This window comes from Nonomuraea sp. NPDC050227 (assembly GCF_044459705.1).
Taxonomy (GTDB): Bacteria; Actinomycetota; Actinomycetes; order Streptosporangiales; family Streptosporangiaceae; genus Nonomuraea.
The window spans coordinates 460,323-478,922 of the sequence record NZ_JBITJF010000003.1 but is presented as its reverse complement, the minus strand read 5'-3'; the positions used below and the strand labels follow the sequence as shown (position 1 = coordinate 478,922).

Sequence of the window (18,600 nt, the reverse complement as noted above, 5' to 3'; positions counted from 1 at the left end):
TCGCATCCTCGCCGCGTCCTCGCCGTCGGACGGCGGCGATCCGCAAGCCGGCGGGGCCGGGGACAAGGGGGAACGCGATGGCCACAGCCTGGTTCGGCATGCTCGGACCGATGGACGTCAGGGTGGCCGGACGCCCCCTCGCGCTGCACGGGCCACGGCAGGAGCGGACGCTCGCCGCGCTGCTGCTCGACGCCGACCGGGTCGTCACCGTCGACCAGCTCGTGGACGTCGTCTGGGAGGAGCCGCCCGCCTCCGCCCGGCGGCAGATCCAGGACCTCGTCACCCGGCTGCGGCGCACCCTGGCCGACGCCGGCGCCGCCCCCGGCCTGATCACCACCCAGCGCGCCGGCTACCTGTTACGCCCCGGCGAGAGCGGCCTGGACGCCCGTGCCTTCGAGAGCCTGACCGCGGCGGCGCGGCAGACCGCCCGCGCCGACCCGGCGGGGGCCGTCGCCGGGTACCGCGAGGCGCTGTCGTTGTGGCGCGGGCCCTTCCTGGCCGGCGTCCGCGGCCGGGCCTTCGAGGGCGCGGCCCGAATCTGGCAGGAACGCCGGCTCGCCGCCGTGGAGGAGTGCCTGGCGCTGGAGCTGTCGCTGGGCCGCCACCACGAGGTCACCGCCGAGGCGCTGGCGCTGGTGGAGCAGCACCCCTACCGGGAGTCCCTGGTCGAGCTGCTGATGCGGGCGCTGCACGGCGCGGGCAGGCTGGCCGACGCCCTCGACGCCTACCGGGCGCTGCGGCGGCGGCTGGCCGACGAACTGGGGCTCGACCCAGGCGCCGGGCTGCGGCGCCTGCACGACACGCTGCTGCGGTCCCAGACCGTCCCGGCCGCGCCCGCGTCCGGGCACGTCGCGGCGATGCTGCCGCCCGGCGTGTACGGCTTCGCCGGCCGCGCCGCCGAGCTCGCCCGCCTGGACGCCCTGCTCGCCGCGGCGGGTGAGCAGCCGGCCGCCGTGGTCGTCGCCGCCGTGACGGGCACCGCGGGCGTGGGCAAGACGGCGCTCGCCGTCCACTGGGCCCACCGCGTCCGCGACCGGTTCCCCGACGGTCAGCTCTACGTGAACCTGCGCGGGTTCGACCAGAGCGGGCGGCCGATGACGCCGGTCGAGGCGATGCGCGTCTTCGGCGACGCGCTGGGCGCGCCGGCCAACCGCGTGCCGGCCACCCCGGAGGCGTGGACCGGGCTCTACCGCAGCCTGCTGGCCGGGCGCAGGATGCTGATCGTGCTGGACAACGCGCGCGACGCCGAGCAGGTACGGCCGCTGCTGCCCGGCGCGCCCGGCTGCCTGGTGCTGGTGACCAGCCGCGACCAGCTCCCGGGCCTGGTGGCCGCCGAGGGCGCGCACCCGCTCCGGCTGGACCCGCTGTCCGTGCCCGAGGCGCGGGAGCTGCTGGCCCGGCGGCTGGGCGGCGAACGGGTGGCCGCCGAGCCCGACGCGACGGCCGAGATCATCGACCGGTGCGCGCGGCTGCCGCTGGCGCTGGCCGTCATCGCGGCCCGCGCGGCCACCCACCCGGGCTTCCCGCTGGCGGCCATCGCCGGGGAGCTGCCCGCCGTTCACCCCGGCCAGGGCGGGGACCTGGTCGCCAACCTGGACGCCTTCGACGCCGACGGCCCCGGCACGCAGGTCCGTCTCGTCTTCTCCTGGTCCCATCAGGGGCTCAGCGGCGGGGCCGGGCGCCTGTTCCGGCTGCTCGGGCTGCATCCGGGGCCCGACCTCAGCCTGCCGGCCGCGGCCGGGCTGGCGGGCCTGCCGGTGGCGCGGGCGCGGCCGTTGCTGGGCGAGCTGTGCCGCGCCCATCTGCTCAGCCAGCACGTCCCCGGCCGCTACAGCTTCCACGACCTGCTGCGGGTTCACGCCGTGGAGCTCGTCCAGGAGCTCACCCCCGAGGCCGAACGCCGTGCCGCGACGCGCCGTCTCCTCGACCACTACCTGCACACCGCCCGCACCGCCGCCACCCTCCTCAACCCCCACCGCGACCCGCCCCCCGCCACCCCGTACGAGGAGCCGCCCCCTGACGCCGGGACCGCCTTCGAGGAGTCAGCGGGCGGGGCGCTGGACTGGTTCACCGCCGAGTGCGCCGTGCTCGTCGCCGCGGTCGCGCGGGCCGCCGCCCTGGGCTTCGACACCCACGCCTGGCAGCTCGCCTGGACCCTGGCCGACTTCCTCGACCGGCGCGGCATGCGGCACGAGCACCTGGCCGTCCAGACCACCGCCCTGGCCGCCGCGCGGCGCGGCGGCGACCGGCTCGGGCAGGCGTGCGTCCACGGCAACCTCGGCTGGGCCAACACCGCGATCGACCGCTTCGACGACGCCCGCACCCACTTCCGGCTCGCCCTCGACCTGTACGGCGAGCTGCGCGACCCGACCGGCCAGGCCCGCGTCCACGGCAACCTGTCCACGATGTACAGCCGTCAGGGCCGCCACCAGGACGGCCTGGACCACGCCACCCAGGCCCTCACCCTGTACCGCGCGGCCGGCCACCTGACCGGCCAGGCCCGCGCGCTGAACGCGGCCGGCTGGTTCCACGCCCAGCTCGGCGACCAGGAACAGGCGCTCGACCATTGCCGCCAGGCGCTCGACCTGCACCGGCGGCTCGGCGACGTCCTCGGCCAGGCCAACGCCTGCGACAGCCTCGGCTACGCCTGCCACCGTCTGGCCCGCCACGAGGAGGCCGCCTCCTGGTACGGACGCGCGGTCGAGCTGTTCCGCGAGGCCGGCGACCGCTACCACCAGGCCGACACGCTGATGCGCCTCGGCGACACCCTGCACGCGGCCGCCCTCCCGGACGCCGCCGCCGACACCTGGCGCCAGGCCCTCACCCTCCTGGAAGACCTCGCCCACCCCTCCGCAGCCCAGGTCAGAACCCGCCTGGCCGGGTGAAGTGCGGAACCGAAGCTCAACTGGCCTTGCGCGTGGTCATGGAATCCTGTGGCGCCCGGATCGGCTGTTCCGGGCGTCGCCCCCTCGCCGCGGGCGGTCGCGTGTCAGCGCCTTCCCTGCCAGGAGTAGAAGGCGCCCTCCAGGTGTTCGAAACGATGATCGACGTGGTCCTCCGACCACTCCACGTCCGCAAGGATCGGAGCCGGATCGCCCTGCGGGCTCCAGGCGTAGCCATAGGGGCTCTGCAGGGCCTCGCCTTGCTGGAGGACGACCACGCCGTGCTCGCGGCGGACCTCCTCGAACTCCATCCCGCCGATGGTGCGGGGGCCGAGCCGGTCCCCCTCCCTCACCGTGCGTGCGAACGCCTCCACCTCAGCCGCCGAGCGGATGAGCCGCTGGTCGTCAGTGCCACGGAAGGCCACGACGGCCGCAATCACGACGACCGCAGCCGTGAGGACGCCGAAGAACGCCAAGACTCTCCAACGCGAACCGCCCACCGACACACGGCCTCCCTCTGATCGTCGCGAACAACAGCTACCGATGATCGCAAACCGACAGAACCCTGAACATGTGCGACGTTCGGCTCGCCCCTGTCCCGCCGACGGTCTGGGCGCCACTCGCGTCTGACGCCTCTCCTACGATGGGTGAGTGGATATTTCCTGACTTCCGGTAGAGGCTCGGCAACGGCGCAGTGCAGAGATCCGCGAGTTCCTGAGGTCGCGCAGGGCCAGGCTGACTCCGTACGACGTCGGCATGCCCGCCGGCTCCGGCCGTCGTGCCAAGGGGTTGCGGCGCGAGGAGGTGGCGGTGCTCGCGGGGGTGGGGGTGTCCTGGTACACCTGGCTGGAGCAGGGGCGGGAGATCCACGTCTCGGCCGGGGTCCTGGACGCTGTCGCGCGGGTGCTGCGTTTCGACACGGCGGAGCGCGAACATCTGTACCTGCTCGCCGGGCTCAACCCGCCCCAGGCCGAGCCGTCGGACCGGCCGGTCTCCGCGGAGTTGCGGCGGCTGATCGACGGCTGGCTCCCGTCCCCGGCCTACATCCTCGACCGGCACTGGAACCTGGTCGCGGTCAACCGCGCCGCGCACCTGGTGTTCGGCTACTCGGACCGCGACCACAACTGCCTGGTGAGCTTCTTCACCAACGCCCGCTTCCGCTCCTCGCTGCCCCACTGGGAGGACGCGGCCCGGGTGATCGTCGGCCAGTTCCGCGCCGACGCGGCCCGCTACCCGGAAGACCTGGAGTTCGGCAGGCTGGCCGCCGACATGTGCGCCGCGAGTCCTTCCTTCGCCGAGATCTGGGCCGAGCATCCGGTCGGCAACGCGACCGAGGGCGTCAAGGTCGTCCACACCTCCGAGACCGGTGAGCTGATCTTCGAGTACAGGTCGCTGCCGTTGCCCGACCGGCCAGGACACCGGCTGATGCTGCACACGCCGCAGCCGGGCACCGCCACCGGGGCGCGGCTGTCCGAGCTGATGGCGAGCGCCTGAAGGTGGTGGTGCCAGACCTAGGTTCGGCCGGAACTGCCGGAAACGGACGATCCGCTTGAGGATTGCCGCATGAACCGATTCCTGAACAAGACCGTTCTGATCACCGGCGGCGCCGGCGGCATGGGCTTCGCCACGGCGCAGAGGCTCCTGGGCGAAGGCGCGTACGTCGTCATCACCGGACGCGACCAGGTCCGTCTCGACACCGCGGCCGCCCGCCTGACGGGCGCCCTGCCGGAATCCGGCTCGGGCCGGGTGCTCGCGGTTCGCGCCGACGTCGCCTCCCCCGCGGACCTCGACCTGCTGATGCGGCGGATCGAAACCTGGCGCGGGAGCCTGGACGCGGTCTTCGCGAACGCCGGCGTGGGCGTGTTCAAGCCGAGCGCCGAGATCACCGAGGCGGAGTTCGACCACACCGTCGGCGTCAACTTCAAGGGCGTCTTCTTCACCGTCCAGAAGGCGCTGCCGCTGATGCGGGACGGCAGCGCGATCGTCATCAACGCGTCATCAACGCGTCCTGGACGCTGTATCGCGGGCTGTCCGTCGCCTCCGTGTACTCCGCCAGCAAGGCAGCCGTCCATAATCTCGCCCGGACGCTGGGCGCCGATCTCGCGCCGCGCGGCATCAGGGTCAACTCGGTCAGCCCGGGCTACATCGACACCGAGATGTACCGCGACGCCAACCCCGACCCGGAGAGCGAGGCGCGCAATTCGGCCGAGGTGCCGCTCGGCGCCCTCGGTCACGCTGACAACGTCGCGGCGGCGGTGGCGTTCCTGGCCTCTGACGAGGCCGCCTACATCACCGGGCAGGACCTGGTCGTGGACGGCGGGCTCGTCGCCAGCGTCCCCGCCGCCTGAGCCGGCGGACGCGGCCGGCGGACCGGCCTTTTCAGTGCCGACCCCGCCGGCCGCAGAGGGACCCGTACGGCCCGCAGCGCCCGCTCCGATCGCCGGCTCTCGCCGTACCGGCCCGGTGTCAGGACCAGCGACGGCGCCCGGCACGACGATGCGGTCACGATCAGTCAGCAGATCCGGGAAACAGAACCTGGCTAGCTGGCTTCGAGAACGAAGAACAAGAAGCACAGGAACCTCGTGCGAGTGGGCTCGAACTCGCGGAGCTCCTCGGCGAACAGTTCGCGGGCTTCCGGCGCGAACGGCGGTTCGCTGATGACGCTGATACGAAAGCCCGCCGCAGTGAAGGCTTCGGTCATCGCGTGCAGGGGCCGGTCCCAGAAACGCATCTGAACGGTCTGCCCGCCCATGGTCCATTCGTCGGTCCGGCTGCGGGTCTCGAAGTACTTGGGCTTCTCCCCGGCCATGTGCTGAAAGAGGGTGACGCTGAAAGGATGGTCGACCGAGACGAGGAGCCGGCCGCCATGCTTCAGCACGCGTCTCAGCTCGGCCAGTGTCGGGCCCCAGTCTTCCAGGTAGTGCAGCACCAGGGACGCGATGACGTCGTCGAACGCCTCGTCGGGGAAGGGCAGCGGGCCCGCAAGGTCGGCGACCCGCAGATCGGCGTCGGCGCCCAGCCGCCGTCGGGCCTGCTCCAGCATTCCGGCGCTCGCGTCGACGCCGGTCACGACGGCACCTCGATCGCGCAGCTCGGAGAACAAGGGACCCGCGCCGCAGCCGGCGTCGAGGATGCGCCTTCCGGCCACGTTCCCGGCAAGCTCCAGCATCGCGGGCCGCTCGTAGTACGCGTTGAGAAGACTGGCTTCGTTCTCGGCCGCGTACCCCTCAGCCATCCTGTCGTAGTCGTTGAGTGAGGAGGGGGGGCGCGGTCTCAACGTGATCTTCGGGCATGGCAGACATGCGGGCTATTGTGGCCCAGCAATCTCGGCGGCACAGACATACGGCAGATCTTGGTCAAGCACGCAAACGGCATGACATCCTGCCCACCGGTCAGATGCAGCAGCTCGACCCGGGCCGAAGGAGACTCTCCTCGCTGCTCGTGTGCGCGGATCGCGCCTCAAGCGCCCATCCACCAACTGAAGCGCTCAGTCAGCCCTGCCTGGCGGACACACGGGGCGGCGACCTCGGGACTCCAGGGCCGGTTCGAGGTGATCAGCGAGGCGGCGGAGAGTGACCGCGAACTGCCCGCGGAGGCGTAGAAGAACACGCCGGCGCGAGCGCGGCGGAATCATCCGCAGGTGTGCGGCCTCGGCTCGCCGCTCAGCCAAGTCCGCGCGGACGAGCTCTTCCTGCAAGTGATGCACGAAAGGCTCCTCAGGGTTCTTCGGGAAATGCGTGGTAGAAAATGAAGATCGGCCGGGTGTCCGGCGGAATGTCGCTCGATTCGACGCGCGCCCGGGTCAGTTCGCGCCACGGCTTCAACACGGCATTGAGCTGGTCGGCGAGTTGTGTGAGCTCATCCTTGGTGAGCCGTAGGTGGCGGCTGCTTCCGAAGGACGCGTGGCGCCAGTCCTCGGGAAGCGTCATATGAGTGCGTTCGAAGTCACGCAGCCGCTCGAACTGGTCGATCACCCACTGTGAAGTCCACGCCTGCAGCGCGGCTCTGGCCTCCGGGGCTTCGGAGTCCCGCACCAAGGCCCATCCGCTCAAAGCCGCCCTTACCCAGCGTTCCCGGCTGTCCCGGGCGAGCTCCGGCACGTCCTCGATCAACCCATGGGGCTGCATTTGCCGCAGGTGATAGCTCACCTGGCCAGGGTCGGCGTCCATCCGCCTGGCGAGCTCGCTCACGGTGACCGGGCCGATCCGGAACAGGAGGCTGAAGAGCTTCATCCGGAACCGGCTGGTCATGACCTTGAGCACGTCCATGTCGTCGATCTGGCGCATGGCCACGACGGTAAGACCAGCAGGTGACGATGCTCAAGACACCTACTGGATCTTGAAACTGCGTGTCGGTGGCGATGATCCCGGAATCGGCGAACAGTGCAGTGTAGGAGGTGGCCGCGGCTTCGGCTTGGCCGTCGAACCACAGGAAGGTGCTGACGCGCTTGGTGCTCTCCTTCAGTGCTTCAGGGACCGGTGGGGTGCCGGATCGGCGTAGTCGTCGAGCGCGACGGTGTCGGCCACCGACTCCAGACCTCGGCTGACCAGGCGTTTGGGCAAGTAGCGCACGAGTCGTACGGACTGGTTCCGCAGCCACATCTGTGCCCGCGTGTCCGGCATCAGGCCACCGTCGCCGGCGGTCCGGGCGAAGTGCTGGGCCCGGTCGACGAACTCGCGCATGCCCCTCTCGTACGCGGCATAGGCCACCCGCTGGTCGCCCCCGGCCTTGAACAGTTCACCGGCGAGCATGTAGGCGCCGACCAGGGCGAGGCTGGTGCCGATCCCGGACATGGGAGAGGCGCAGAAGGCGGAGTCCCCCACCAGCACGATCCGGCGGGTCGCCCAGGTGCCGACCTGCACCTGCTCGACCCGGTCGAAGTAGAAGTCGGACGCGTCCCAGATCTGCGGCAGGAAAGCGGGGACCTCCCATCCCACGTGCTCGAAGGTGCGCGCGACGACTTGCTTCTGCGCGGCGACGTCTCGCCGGTCGAACTCGAGCCCGGGGGCACGGAAGAAGAACCCCGCGAGGGCCCTGCCCGGCTCGGTCAGCGGACGCAGGCCCGCTGTTCTGCCGGCACGGCCGTCACCACCGGGCATGGTGTACATGAGTTGCCAGCCGTCCAGATCCACCTCGGACGTGACGGAGAAGAGCGCGATGAAGGAGCCGAGGTCGCGGATGTAACGGTCCTCGGGGCCGAACGTCAGCCGGCGTACGCTGGAATGGACGCCGTCCGCGCCGACGAGCAGATCGAACCGCCTGGAGACCCCCTTCTCGAATGCCACTGTGATGCCGTCCTCGTCCTGCAGCACGTCGGTGATCGCGTCGTCGAAGACGTACTCGACGTCGTCGCGGATCGCGTCGTGGAGGATCCGGGCCAGGTCGGTGCGCAGGAGCGCCCACTCGGCGACCGGCCCGCCGGACGGCCCGAACACGTCGGTGCCCAGGCTCGCCACCCGCTTGCCGCTTTCGTCGATGAAGGCCATGCCGCGGGCTCCGATGCGAGCGTGGCGGACCTGCGGAACGAGGCCCATGCGTTCGATCACCTGCCGCGCGGTGCCCCGGATGTCGACGGCGTGACCGCCCGTGCGAGGCGCCGGCGCACGCTCCACCACCGTCGGCCGGAATCCGTACCGGCGTAACCAGTACGCCAGAGCCGCCCCGGCGATGCCGCCCCCTGACACGAGGATGTCCCTGTTCTTCATTCGCCCTTCCCCCACATTCGTGACTACGGCGTATCTTCGCCTTGTGCGTACACCGTATGGGCACGGTTAGGGCGTGGAAGCACGTTTGCGAGCGAAAGTGAACTAGTGCAAGCGACAAAGTGAACTAGTACGCTATATCTGTCATGTCCCCGTCGGACCGGAGGATCACGTGCCATCGACGCAGCGCCCGGAGCCGCCCTACCGGGCGATCGTCGCGGAGATCCGCTCCTGGATCGACGGCGGCGATCTCCGCCCCGGCGACCGAGTGCCGTCCATCCGGGCCATCGCGCAGCGGTGGGGCGTCGCGATCGCGACCGCGACCAAGGTGACGGCCGCTCTGCGCGAGGAGGGCCTCGTCGAGACGAAGGGCGGTTCGGGCACAGTGGTCAGCCCTCAGGCCGGCCGTCGGCCCGCTCGCCCGCAGCACCGCGACACCACGGCCGCGCGACAGGCCGAATCGGCCGACCAGGAGATGCTCCGGACGCGCATCCTCCGCGCCGCCGTCGACCTCGCCGACACCGAGGGGCTGCACGCGCTGTCGATGCGCCGGCTCGCGGCCAAGCTGGAGCTCGGGCCGATGTCCCTGTACCGGCATGTCAGCGGGAAGGAGGAACTGCTGGTCCAGATGGCCGACATCGTGTTCGGCGACCTCGATCTGCCCGAGCGCGGACCGCAGGGGTGGCGCGCCAAGCTCGAACTGGTCGCCCGTCAGCAATGGCGGCTCTGCCGGCGGCACGTGTGGCTGCCCCATGTCGTCTCGTTCACCCGGCCCGTTCTGGCCCCCAACATGATGGCCCACACCGAGTGGACCCTGCGGGCGCTCGAGGAGCTCCATCTCCCCATGGACGTCCGGTTCCAGGAGGCGCTCACCCTGCACGCGCTCGTCGTCACCGTCGGACTGTCCAGGGCCGCCGAGGCCGAGGCCGAGCGGAACACGGGCATGACCTTGCAGCGCTGGTCGGAAGCCGAGCGCTCGCGCCGGCAGGAGCTCCTCGCCGACGGAAGATTCCCCCTCCTGGCGACGATCTCGGGCGATGCGGCGCCCGATCTGGACGTCTTGTTCGAGTACGGCCTGGCCCGCCATCTGGACGGATTCGCGGCCCTGGTCGGCGACCAGGGCTCCTAGGCACGAGCCCATTGGTGAACGTGTTCAGCCGCCGAGGCGATCGCGGCCGCCGTACGGCCTCCTCGGGTCTGGTTGCAGATGAGCACCGCCACCGTCTACGCCCACCGCTTCGACGCGCCCAACGGCGCGGCGACCAGCTCATAACCCCAGCCCGCCACCGTGCGGCAGGCCGCAACCCGCTCAGCGGTCAGCCGCACCTTCGCGTCGTTCAACCGGCCGGGGTTCTCACTTCGATGGGTCGAGGGTTGGCAGTACCTGGTCGAAGATCGCCTCGCCCTTGAGCGAAGGTCATGACTCCGAAGATCGTGGTGTTCTGGCTCAGGGTTGCCCGCGGAGGGTTTCAGGGAGTCGGACGCCGTGCGCTTGAAGCCAGATCAGCTCTCGGAGTTCGCGTTCTTGGGCAGCGGCTTCGTGATGCCCGCTGCGATCGGCGGCTGCGGCCCAGCGTTCGAGGACGTCGATCGTGAGAAGCCATTGCTTGATCGTGAGTTTGGGTTTCACGATCTCGCCCGGTGGCGGCCAGGGGCCTGACTCGGGAACGCCGGACGGCCAGTGGGCGATCTGATCCCAACCGGCCCCTTGGATCGTGCGCGCAAGGCGGACCCGCCGACGATCGGCGTCCATCGATTAGTCCCCACACGGCCCCGCTCAGCCTCGCGCGCCTATTCGTCCATGGCCGGATAGTTCGACTTGCGCGCCAGCCACCACCAGCCGTCACCCAGCCGGCTGCACCACCAGTAATCGTCTAACGTGGTCGCGGTGAGATCACAGGGACTTACCCGCGCGGCGTCAGGCCGGTCATAGATGTAGAGGAACATGTTCTCCGACACTTCCTCGTTCGACAGGCCCATCGTGAGAACACGTCCGGGGTAAAGCTCGATCGGCACATCCTGCGTACTGCGATGATCAAACTGCAGGACATCGAACTCATCAGGCAGATGCACCCAGCCACCCGAAGGTATGTCCACCGCCAGCTTCCTGTCCTTGGCCAGCTGGGCCAGCGCGGCGAACTTGCCGTGATGGACCGCGAACCACGTACGTCCGAAGATCCCGTTCCAGGGCAACGCCACAACGGCGGCGCACAGGACGACCGCCGCACCGGCCGCGACGAAACTGCGGATGTCACCACGCCGGCGTACGAGTCTCTGCGCCCACCACGACGTGGAAAGCACGGCCACGACGAACGCGATCCCAAGGATCAGCTGCTCGATGATCCGATCGTAGTACTCCAGCCACAGCAGATACCGTCCAGTCACGACCACGAGCCAGCTCGCCGCCATGGTCGCGGTCAACGCATGCGATCGTTTCTCGATCACGCCTCCAGACCCGGTCGGCGAGCACTGCTCCACGTGAGGACGGCCTCCCGCCAACCTGTGAATCCAACCCGCCTCATCAAACGGGACACCGCACGACCCGCGGCCCTCCGTGACGTAGCGGACCTCGAACGCGCTGTCGGTGAGGTGCAACGGACGTCAAGCCCCAGCAGTCACTCAACCTTCGGTGGGACACCGTAGTGGTCATCAACCTTCGATGACAATGCGCAGCTTCGCTGCGACAGGACACTCACTATCAGGTCAACTGCCAGGAACCGTGCCGAACTCTCAGGTTGACGGACGCCAGACAGCAGGGACTTCGGTCGTGGGGGTGTCTTGACGTATCAAATGAATGCTTTTTTAATTCGGGTGAGGGTGCGATTCACCTCAGATCGACTCCGACCGGTTCATCGACGTCAGGGATGGAGCTGCGAGATGACCGTGGACGACCGCTTCGGCCCGGAGCTGGAAGAGACGCGCAGGAACCGGCTGCGCGGCACCGTCAGCGAGATCGTCACCGATCCGGTCTCCGACTGGGCCACCGACTTCTCCCACGTCGACCCCCAGTGGGCCGCGGACCCGTACCCCATTCAGGACGACCTGCGGCAGCGTTGCCCGATCGCGCACACCGACCGGTTCGGCGGGGTGTGGCTGCCGACCCGGTACGAGGACGTCGCCGCCATCGCCTACGACACCGAGCGGTTCTCCTCCCGGGCCGTCGTCGTCGGCAACGTCAAGCCGCCCCGCGAGCTCGCGCCGGTGGGCGGGGTCCCGCCGATCTCGTCCGACCCGCCCTTCCACCACGACGCCCGCAAGTTACTGCTGCCGGCCTTCACCAAGACGGCGGTCGCCAAGCGGGAGGCGAGCACCAGGGCGTTGTGCCACGAGCTGATCGACGGCCTGGAAGGGCGAGAGGTCGTGGACGCGGCCCGCGAGTACGCCCAGGACATCCCGATGCGGGTGATCGCCGACATGCTGGGCTTCCCGCCCGAGGACGCCGACCGGTTCCGGCAGTTCGTGGAGAACGCCCTGGAAAGCGTGAACGAGCCCACCGAGAAACGGCTGGAGCGCTTCGCCGAGCTGTCGTCCTACCTGGTCGAGCAGATCCACGACCACCTGGCCCACCCGCGGGACGACCTCACGACGTACCTGCTCGGCGCCGAGCTCAACGGCGCGAAGCTGGACCCCGTCCACGTCGTCGGGACGATGACGCTGCTGCTGATCGCGGGTATCGACACGACGTGGAGTGCGATCGGGGCGTCCCTGTGGCACCTGGCCAAGACCCCCGCGGACCGCGAACGCCTGGTCGCCGAACCCGCCCTCCTGCCCACCGCCATGGAGGAGTTCCTGCGCGCCTACGCCCCCGTCACCATGGCCCGCCTCGTCAAAGACGACATGCACTGGAACGGCGTCGACATGAAAGCCGACGACTGGGTCCTGCTCTCCTTCCCCGCCGCCAACCGCGACCCCGCCCACTTCGACCACCCCGCCGACATCCGCATCGACCGCGAAGTCAACCGCCACGCCGCCTTCGGACTCGGCATCCACCGCTGCGTCGGCTCCCACCTGGCCCGCATGGAACTCCGCACCGCCCTCGACGTCTGGCTCCAGCGCATCCCCGTCTTCACCCTCGCCGACCCCGACGCCGTCACCTGGGCCGCCAGTCAGGTCCGTGGCCCCCGCACTCTCCCGCTCCGCATCGGCTGACCGTCCCCACTCTAAGTGGACGAACAGCTTCCGCTTGGTGTAGAACGGGAAGCCGGCATGCCGTTCTGGGGGTTGCGTGATGATCGTGGTGACGGGCGCGACAGGCACGATCGGGCGTGCGCTGATCGAGGAACTGGGCGGCGCGGTGCGGGCCGTGGTGCGGCGCGCGGAACAGGGTGAGGAACTGAGGGCGGAGCTGGGCTGCGACTACGTGGTCGGCGACCTGGAGCGGCCGGCGAGCATCCCGGTCGAGCCGGAGGACAGGCTCTTTCTCAACAGCGCGTTGTGGCCGGGCTTCGCGCGCGCCCACCAGGCGGTCATCGACCACGCGGCTGCCGTGGGGGTCGCCCAGGTGGTGACCGTGTCCGTACGCGGGGTCACGCCGGGCAGCCTGCTGGGGTTCGGCCTGCACGGGCAGGTGGACGAGCACCTCAAGGCTTCCGGAGTGCCGTGGTCGATCCTGGCGCCCGTCGGTTTCATGCAGAATCTCGCGGGCGACGTCGACGAGGAGGGGCGGATCGTCGGCTCGTACGGCAGGGGCAAGGTGGGGTACATCGACGCTCGTGACATCGGGGCGGTCGCTGCCGTGCTGCTGAGGCGTCCTGTCGGGGCCGACGCGGTCTACGAGCTGACCGGCCCGGTGGCGCCCACCCATGACGAGATCGCCGCCGAGCTGACCCGGGCGCTCGGCCGGGACGTGCGTTACGTGGACCTGCCCGTCGAGGAGGCCGCCGTGCACCTGGCGGAACGCGGCATGCCCGCTGCCGCGGCCCACGACCTGGCCACCCTCATGTCGCAGCTCGGGGACGGGCGCTGGGCGACCACGACCACGACGGTGACCGACCTCCTGGGCCGCCGGCCGCGCTCGCTGCGGGAGTTCCTGGGGTAGCGAAGAGACACCGGCCCCCTCCGGGGCCGTCACCGGCGGGGGAGGTCGATGCCGGACGCTCGCAGCCTCGCCTCGACCAGGGCGTTCAGCCGGGCGATGGACGGTTCCCGGTCCTCGCCGTGGTGGTTGACCACCCCGTAGCGGGCGGCGGTGTCGGACCGGTTCCAGAACCCGGCCGGCATCGCCCGCGGCCCCGGGCCGGCCAGCAGCTTGGCGGCCAGGGCGGCGGCCAGCTCCTCGATGCGCGGGTCGTCCGGGTCCCAGGCCCTCGCCTCCAGGGCGCGTTTGACCAGCTCGACGTGCTCGGGGTCGTCCAGTGAGTGTTCGAGCCGGGTCAGGAGGCTGTCGAAGATCGCCGGCATCAGCGCCCTGGTCAGGACCATGGCTTCCCGCTGGGTGGACACGTAGCCGGGGTCGAAGCCGAGGGCGGCCAGCCGGTCCAGGACGGCGCAGGCCCGGTCGGGCAGCAGGACCCGGTCGCCGTGGGCCAGGCGGTGCAGCGTGTCGCGGCGCGCGGTCAGGTCCTCGATCCGTTCGGTCAGCCGGCGGCGGACGTCGTCCAGGGCGGCGGCGAACGGCTCGGGATCGGCGTCGAGCAGGTCGCCGATCTCGGCCAGCGGCACGCCGGCCGCGGCGAGGGTCCGGACCTGGACCAGCCGGACCAGGTCGGCCGACCGGTAACGCCGGTAGCCGGAACCGTCGCGTTCGGGCTCGGCGACCAGGCCGAGCCGATGGTAGTGCCGCACGGTCTTGACGGTGACGCCGGTGAAGGCCGCCGTCTGACCGATCGTGAGCCCGTCCGTCATCGGCTCGGCGCGGCGGCGGACGGCAGGCGGACGCGCGCCGGTCGCCGGTCGGCGAGCGGCGCGCCCGGATACGGGTCGCGGGCATTCACAGGGCCGAGAGTAGCGCGCACGGCCGTGGCGGGGTTGACCTTGACCTTGGGTCAGGGTCCAGGCTCGTCGCACGGCCACCTCGAAGGCGCCGGTGGCCCGTCCATCACCGCCTTCGAGCCTTGGCGGACGACGACCACCACCGAAAGAGGGATCATGACGGTCGAGAACGACAACGGCTTCTCCGGAGCGGGGCTGCGCCGGCTGCGCGAGGTGCTGACCCGGCACGTGGAGTCCGAGCGGATCCCCGGGCTGGTCGCCCTGGTCAGCCGGGGCGAGGAGACGCACGTCGAGGCGATCGGGACGATGCGCCACGACGGCGGCGCGCCGATGAGCCGGGACACGATCTTCCGGATGGCGTCCACGTCCAAGCCGGTCACGATGGCGGCGGCGATGGTCCTGCTGGACGAGTGCCGGCTGCGGCTGGACGACCCGGTCGATCCGTGGCTGCCCGAACTGGCCGACCGGCGGGTGCTGCGGCGTCCCGAAGGCCCGCTGGAGGACACCGTGCCGGCATTCCGGCCGATCACCGTACGGGACCTGCTGACCTCCACGTTCGGCCTCGGCATGGACTTCACGCTGCTGGACTCCCCGATCAGGGCCGCCACCTTCGAGCGGACCGACTACAGCGTGGCGTCCGGGCCGGCGCCGGCCCCGGACGAATGGATGCGCCGCCTCGGCGAGCTGCCCCTGTCGTACCAGCCGGGGGAGCGGTGGCAGTACGACCTCAGCAACGAGGTGGTCGGCGTGCTCGTCGCCAGGGTCGCCGGCCGGTCCCTGGAGGCGTTCCTGCGCGAACGCGTCCTGGACCCGCTGGGGATGAAGGACACCGCCTTCCACGTGCCCGCCGCGAAGATCGACCGGCTGCCGCCCCTGTACGGGCCCGACCCGGCGACCGGGGAGTTCCTGGTGTGGGACGAGGCGGAGGGCGGCAGAACCGCCCGGCCCCCGGCGTTCCAGGGCGCCGGCGGCGGGCTGGTCTCCACCGTGGACGACTACCACGCCTACTTCCGGATGCTGCTGAACCACGGCGTGCACGACGGCGAACGCATCCTGTCCAGGCCCGCGGTCGAGCTGATGACCACCAACCGCCTCACCCCGGCGCAACAGGCCGCCCGGGACGCCATGTACGGGAACATCGTCCATGTGTCCGCCGGCCAGGGGCTCCAGGGCGGCTGGGGCTTCGGGATGGCGGTGCGCACCCGCCGCGGCGACTACGCCTCCGTCGGCCAGTTCGGCTGGGACGGCGGGACCGGCACCACCGCCTACGCCGACCCGGCCAGACGGGTCACCGGGATCCTGCTCACCCAGGTCGGGATGTCCACCCCGGACTCGATGCGGCTCATCAACGACTTCTGGACCACGCTTTACCAGGCCCTCGACGACTGACCGGCGCGGGCGGGGGATCCGGTCGATGGTCACGTCCCGGGTGGGCGGGCTGTTTAATGCTGCCATGGGCCGAATCGCCGGCGTCACCGCCGCCGAGACTCGTGAACGGTTGTTGCGCGCCGCCGCGGAGGCGTTCGCCGAACGCGGCTACGACGGCACCCGCGTCGCCGACATCGCCGCCGCCGCCGGGGTGAGCAACGGCGCGCTGTACGCGCACTTCGGCTCCAAGGCCGAGCTGCTGGTGGCTGCGCTGCGCGCGCACGGGCGGCGGGGGCTGGCCGACCTGTTCGCCGCCGACCCCGACCGGCCCGTCCCCGACCTGCTGCTGGAGATCGGACGCTGGCTGCCGCAGCGGCGCGACGCCCGCGGCTACCTCATCGTCGAGGCGCTCGTCGCGGCCCGCCGGGACGAGGACGTCGCCCGGCCCATGCGCGACTACGTGGGCGAGCGCGCCGGGGCGATGGCCGCGCTGGCCCGCCTCGCCCAGGACCGGGGCGAGCTGGACCCGGCGCTGTCGCCCGCCGCGCTGGCCCACTTCTGCCTGCTGCTGTCCATGGGCAGCGCCCTGGTCACGCCCGACCTGCACGCCGTCGGCGACGAGGAATGGGCCGCCCTGCTCGCCCGGGTGGTCGGCGCGCTCACGCCCGAACCGTCCTGACCGTGCTGCTCGCCCGGGTGGTCGGCGGGCTCACGCCCGAATCGCGGTGTGCCCCGCCGCGGCCTCTATGGCGGCGGTGATCAGAGGCCAGGTGCTCGACAGGGGGTCGATCAGGCTGAAGTGGCCGGCGTCCGACGGCTCGATCAGCACCGCCGACGGCTCGGCCGCCGCCGTCCGGCGGCTCATCGACACCGGCAGCACGCGGTCCCTGACCCCGTGCACGAGCACCAGCGGGCCCCGGTCGTAGGGCAGCAGACGCACCGGGTCCACCTGGTCCAGCAGGTCGGCGCGGTCGTGGAGCAGGGCGCGGGCCGCCCCGCCGCCGAGCCCCGCCGTGAACGCCTCGCCCAGGTCGCCGACGGCGGCCAGCCCCACCACGCCGCGGACCGCCGGTTCGGCGTGCCAGCGGGAGCCGGGCGGCAGCCGGTGCCGCAGCGCCGACCAGAGCGCGAGGTGACCGCCCGCCGAATGGCCCACCAGCAGCACCCCGGACGGGCAGTGCGCTCCTACGAGGTCGAGCGCGGCGGCCACGTCGTCGAACGTGCCCGGGTGGCCGCCGCCATCCTGGCCCACCCTGCGGTACTCGGGCAGCCAGACCGTATGGCCGAGCGCGGCCAGGGCGACTGCCATGGGGCGGGCGTGCCGCCGGTCGTACTCGGCCATCCAGTAGCCGCCGTGCAGCAGGACGAGGGGCGGGCGGCCGGCGCCGTCGTAGACGTCGATCACCTGGTCGGGGTGGCGGTCGCCGTAGCGGAGCACGCGGTCGGGCGGGCGCACCGGTCGGGACAGCAGGTCTTGGTAGGACATGTCGTGATCGTAGGAGCGCGTCCAGGGGGTTGACCTGGGGTTGCGCTGGCAGGAACGTGCCGCGGGGCGGCAGCAAGAAGACGGTCCGCGTACCGCCGCCGGGCGCCTCGCGCCGCGACCATGGGGGAGTGACGTCCGAGGGAAGTGAGGTTCGGCCATGTCCCCATTCCGCCGTGTCGTGGTGATCGGCTGTGGGTTGATCGGCACGTCCGTGGCGTGCGCGCTGCGGCGGGCGGGCGTCCGGGTCGAGCTGGCCGACCACGATCCGTGGGCGCTGGCGCAGGCCGCGCGGATGGGCGCGGGCACCGCGCTGCGGGCCGGGGCCGGTCCGGCCGACGTCGTCGTGATCGCCACGCCGCCCTCGTCGGTGGCCGCCGTCCTGCGGGAGGCGCAGGACCGCGGGCTGGGGAGGGTCTACACGGACGTGGCCAGCGCCAAGACGCGGATCCTCGCCGAGGTCGAGCGCGGCGGTTGCGACCTGTCCTGCTACGTGCCCGGGCATCCGATGGCCGGGCGCGAGGTGTCGGGGCCCGGGGCCGCGCGGGCGGGCCTGTTCGAGGGCAGGACGTGGGCGTTGTGCCCCCATCCGGCGCTGTCGCCGCGCGCGCTGCGCACGGTGGCGGCGCTGGCGACCGCGTGCGGGGCCGAGGTGCGGCTGCTCGCGCCGGACGTCCACGACCGGGCCGCCGCGGCCGTGTCGCACCTGCCGCTGGTCCTGTCGGCCGCGCTCGCCGCCCGGTTCGCGACCGGCGCCCAGGACGGGCCCGCCGAACCGCCCCCGGGCACGAAGACGGACTACGAGGTGGACGGGGAGACGGGCTGGGAGGTGGACCGGGATGCGGGCGGGTTGTCGCTGGCCGCCGGGGCGTTGCGGGACGTGACGCGGGTGGCCGGCAGCCCCGCCGGCATGTGGCGGGACATCCTGGCGCACAACGCGACCCCGGTGGCCGACCTGCTGGACGAGCTGACCCGCGACCTGAGCCGCGTCGCCGCCGCCCTGCGCGCCGCCGACGACGGCCCGGTGGCCGAGGTGCTGGCCAGGGGGAACGAGGGGCACGCGCGCATCGTCCGGGCGCTGTCGCGCACGCGGGAGGCGGAACGGGCGGCGTCCTGACCCCGCCGCGCGACCGACGGGCCCGCACGGACGAACGGCCCCGAGTGCGCACGTGAGGACAAACACCCGCCGCCCCCGCGGCTTATGGTCCCCCCAAGGGAGCCTCACGGGAGGACG

At 71.6% G+C, this 18,600-nt stretch carries 17 protein-coding genes and 1 pseudogene; 10 read left to right on the top strand and 8 right to left on the bottom strand.

What is annotated here, in order from left to right; all coding sequences use genetic code 11:
• Positions 1 to 77 precede the first annotated feature (77 nt).
• On the top strand, positions 78 to 2,885 hold the full coding sequence (locus ACIBK9_RS14545) for a BTAD domain-containing putative transcriptional regulator (RefSeq protein ID WP_397158272.1): 2,808 nt from the start codon (positions 78 to 80) through the stop codon (positions 2,883 to 2,885).
• Between the two features lie 104 nt (positions 2,886 to 2,989).
• Here the strand turns inward: ACIBK9_RS14545 and ACIBK9_RS14540 are convergent, their stop codons facing one another.
• The gene (locus ACIBK9_RS14540; RefSeq protein ID WP_397158270.1) at positions 2,990 to 3,358 is read right to left on the bottom strand and encodes a hypothetical protein; all 369 of its coding nucleotides are present in this window, start codon (positions 3,356 to 3,358) and stop codon (positions 2,990 to 2,992) included.
• A gap of 226 nt (positions 3,359 to 3,584) precedes the next feature.
• Here ACIBK9_RS14540 and ACIBK9_RS14535 point away from each other — a divergent pair, with 226 nt between their 5' ends.
• The 3 genes and pseudogenes from ACIBK9_RS14535 to ACIBK9_RS14525 all read left to right on the top strand — a co-directional run bounded on the left by ACIBK9_RS14535 (position 3,585) and on the right by ACIBK9_RS14525 (position 5,230).
• Positions 3,585 to 4,376, top strand: coding sequence for a helix-turn-helix transcriptional regulator (locus ACIBK9_RS14535; RefSeq protein ID WP_397158985.1), 792 nt, complete (start codon positions 3,585 to 3,587; stop codon positions 4,374 to 4,376).
• 69 nt (positions 4,377 to 4,445) lie between these two features.
• Positions 4,446 to 4,826: pseudogene (locus ACIBK9_RS14530) on the top strand (SDR family NAD(P)-dependent oxidoreductase); the annotation flags it as partial.
• Positions 4,827 to 4,924: 98 nt separating this feature from the next.
• On the top strand, positions 4,925 to 5,230 hold the full coding sequence (locus ACIBK9_RS14525; RefSeq protein WP_397158268.1) for an SDR family NAD(P)-dependent oxidoreductase: 306 nt from the start codon (positions 4,925 to 4,927) through the stop codon (positions 5,228 to 5,230).
• A 191-nt stretch (positions 5,231 to 5,421) separates the two neighbouring features.
• On the opposite strand, the gene ACIBK9_RS14520 is transcribed toward ACIBK9_RS14525, so the two are convergent.
• From ACIBK9_RS14520 to ACIBK9_RS14510, 3 genes are all read right to left on the bottom strand, one after another.
• Positions 5,422 to 6,117, bottom strand: coding sequence for a class I SAM-dependent methyltransferase (locus ACIBK9_RS14520; protein WP_397158266.1), 696 nt, complete (start codon positions 6,115 to 6,117; stop codon positions 5,422 to 5,424).
• A 481-nt stretch (positions 6,118 to 6,598) separates the two neighbouring features.
• Positions 6,599 to 7,168 carry an ArsR/SmtB family transcription factor gene (locus ACIBK9_RS14515; RefSeq protein ID WP_397158264.1) on the bottom strand — a complete coding sequence of 190 codons (570 nt, stop codon included), beginning with the start codon at positions 7,166 to 7,168 and terminating at the stop codon, positions 6,599 to 6,601.
• A 174-nt stretch (positions 7,169 to 7,342) separates the two neighbouring features.
• Positions 7,343 to 8,587 (bottom strand): FAD-dependent monooxygenase, encoded by a 1,245-nt coding sequence (locus tag ACIBK9_RS14510; RefSeq protein ID WP_397158262.1) that lies wholly within the window; start codon positions 8,585 to 8,587, stop codon positions 7,343 to 7,345.
• A 169-nt stretch (positions 8,588 to 8,756) separates the two neighbouring features.
• Between ACIBK9_RS14510 and ACIBK9_RS14505 the strand changes: the two genes are divergently transcribed.
• A complete protein-coding gene (locus ACIBK9_RS14505) occupies positions 8,757 to 9,713 on the top strand; it encodes a TetR/AcrR family transcriptional regulator C-terminal domain-containing protein (RefSeq protein WP_397158260.1) in 957 nt (318 codons plus the stop codon).
• 318 nt (positions 9,714 to 10,031) lie between these two features.
• Here ACIBK9_RS14505 and ACIBK9_RS14500 read toward each other — a convergent pair whose 3' ends face one another.
• Together ACIBK9_RS14500 and ACIBK9_RS14495 are read right to left on the bottom strand one after the other, a co-directional pair.
• On the bottom strand, positions 10,032 to 10,337 hold the full coding sequence (locus tag ACIBK9_RS14500) for a hypothetical protein (RefSeq protein WP_397158258.1): 306 nt from the start codon (positions 10,335 to 10,337) through the stop codon (positions 10,032 to 10,034).
• Positions 10,338 to 10,375: 38 nt separating this feature from the next.
• The gene (locus tag ACIBK9_RS14495) at positions 10,376 to 11,029 is read right to left on the bottom strand and encodes a hypothetical protein (protein WP_397158257.1); all 654 of its coding nucleotides are present in this window, start codon (positions 11,027 to 11,029) and stop codon (positions 10,376 to 10,378) included.
• Positions 11,030 to 11,461: 432 nt separating this feature from the next.
• Here ACIBK9_RS14495 and ACIBK9_RS14490 point away from each other — a divergent pair, with 432 nt between their 5' ends.
• Together ACIBK9_RS14490 and ACIBK9_RS14485 are read left to right on the top strand one after the other, a co-directional pair.
• On the top strand, positions 11,462 to 12,733 hold the full coding sequence (locus tag ACIBK9_RS14490; RefSeq protein WP_397158256.1) for a cytochrome P450: 1,272 nt from the start codon (positions 11,462 to 11,464) through the stop codon (positions 12,731 to 12,733).
• Positions 12,734 to 12,812: 79 nt separating this feature from the next.
• Complete coding sequence (locus ACIBK9_RS14485) at positions 12,813 to 13,622, top strand: NAD(P)H-binding protein (RefSeq protein WP_397158255.1); 810 nt, start codon at positions 12,813 to 12,815, stop codon at positions 13,620 to 13,622.
• Positions 13,623 to 13,651: 29 nt separating this feature from the next.
• Here ACIBK9_RS14485 and ACIBK9_RS14480 read toward each other — a convergent pair whose 3' ends face one another.
• The gene (locus ACIBK9_RS14480) at positions 13,652 to 14,428 is read right to left on the bottom strand and encodes a MerR family transcriptional regulator (RefSeq protein ID WP_397158253.1); all 777 of its coding nucleotides are present in this window, start codon (positions 14,426 to 14,428) and stop codon (positions 13,652 to 13,654) included.
• Between the two features lie 243 nt (positions 14,429 to 14,671).
• On the opposite strand from ACIBK9_RS14480, the gene ACIBK9_RS14475 reads away from it, so the two are divergent.
• Together ACIBK9_RS14475 and ACIBK9_RS14470 are read left to right on the top strand one after the other, a co-directional pair.
• The gene (locus ACIBK9_RS14475) at positions 14,672 to 15,904 is read left to right on the top strand and encodes a serine hydrolase domain-containing protein (RefSeq protein WP_397158251.1); all 1,233 of its coding nucleotides are present in this window, start codon (positions 14,672 to 14,674) and stop codon (positions 15,902 to 15,904) included.
• Positions 15,905 to 15,968: 64 nt separating this feature from the next.
• The gene (locus ACIBK9_RS14470) at positions 15,969 to 16,562 is read left to right on the top strand and encodes a TetR/AcrR family transcriptional regulator (RefSeq protein ID WP_397158249.1); all 594 of its coding nucleotides are present in this window, start codon (positions 15,969 to 15,971) and stop codon (positions 16,560 to 16,562) included.
• A gap of 30 nt (positions 16,563 to 16,592) precedes the next feature.
• Here ACIBK9_RS14470 and ACIBK9_RS14465 read toward each other — a convergent pair whose 3' ends face one another.
• Positions 16,593 to 17,369 (bottom strand): alpha/beta hydrolase family protein, encoded by a 777-nt coding sequence (locus tag ACIBK9_RS14465; protein ID WP_397158247.1) that lies wholly within the window; start codon positions 17,367 to 17,369, stop codon positions 16,593 to 16,595.
• 157 nt (positions 17,370 to 17,526) lie between these two features.
• On the opposite strand from ACIBK9_RS14465, the gene ACIBK9_RS14460 reads away from it, so the two are divergent.
• Positions 17,527 to 18,483, top strand: coding sequence for a prephenate dehydrogenase/arogenate dehydrogenase family protein (locus tag ACIBK9_RS14460; protein ID WP_397158245.1), 957 nt, complete (start codon positions 17,527 to 17,529; stop codon positions 18,481 to 18,483).
• Positions 18,484 to 18,600: the final 117 nt, after the last annotated feature.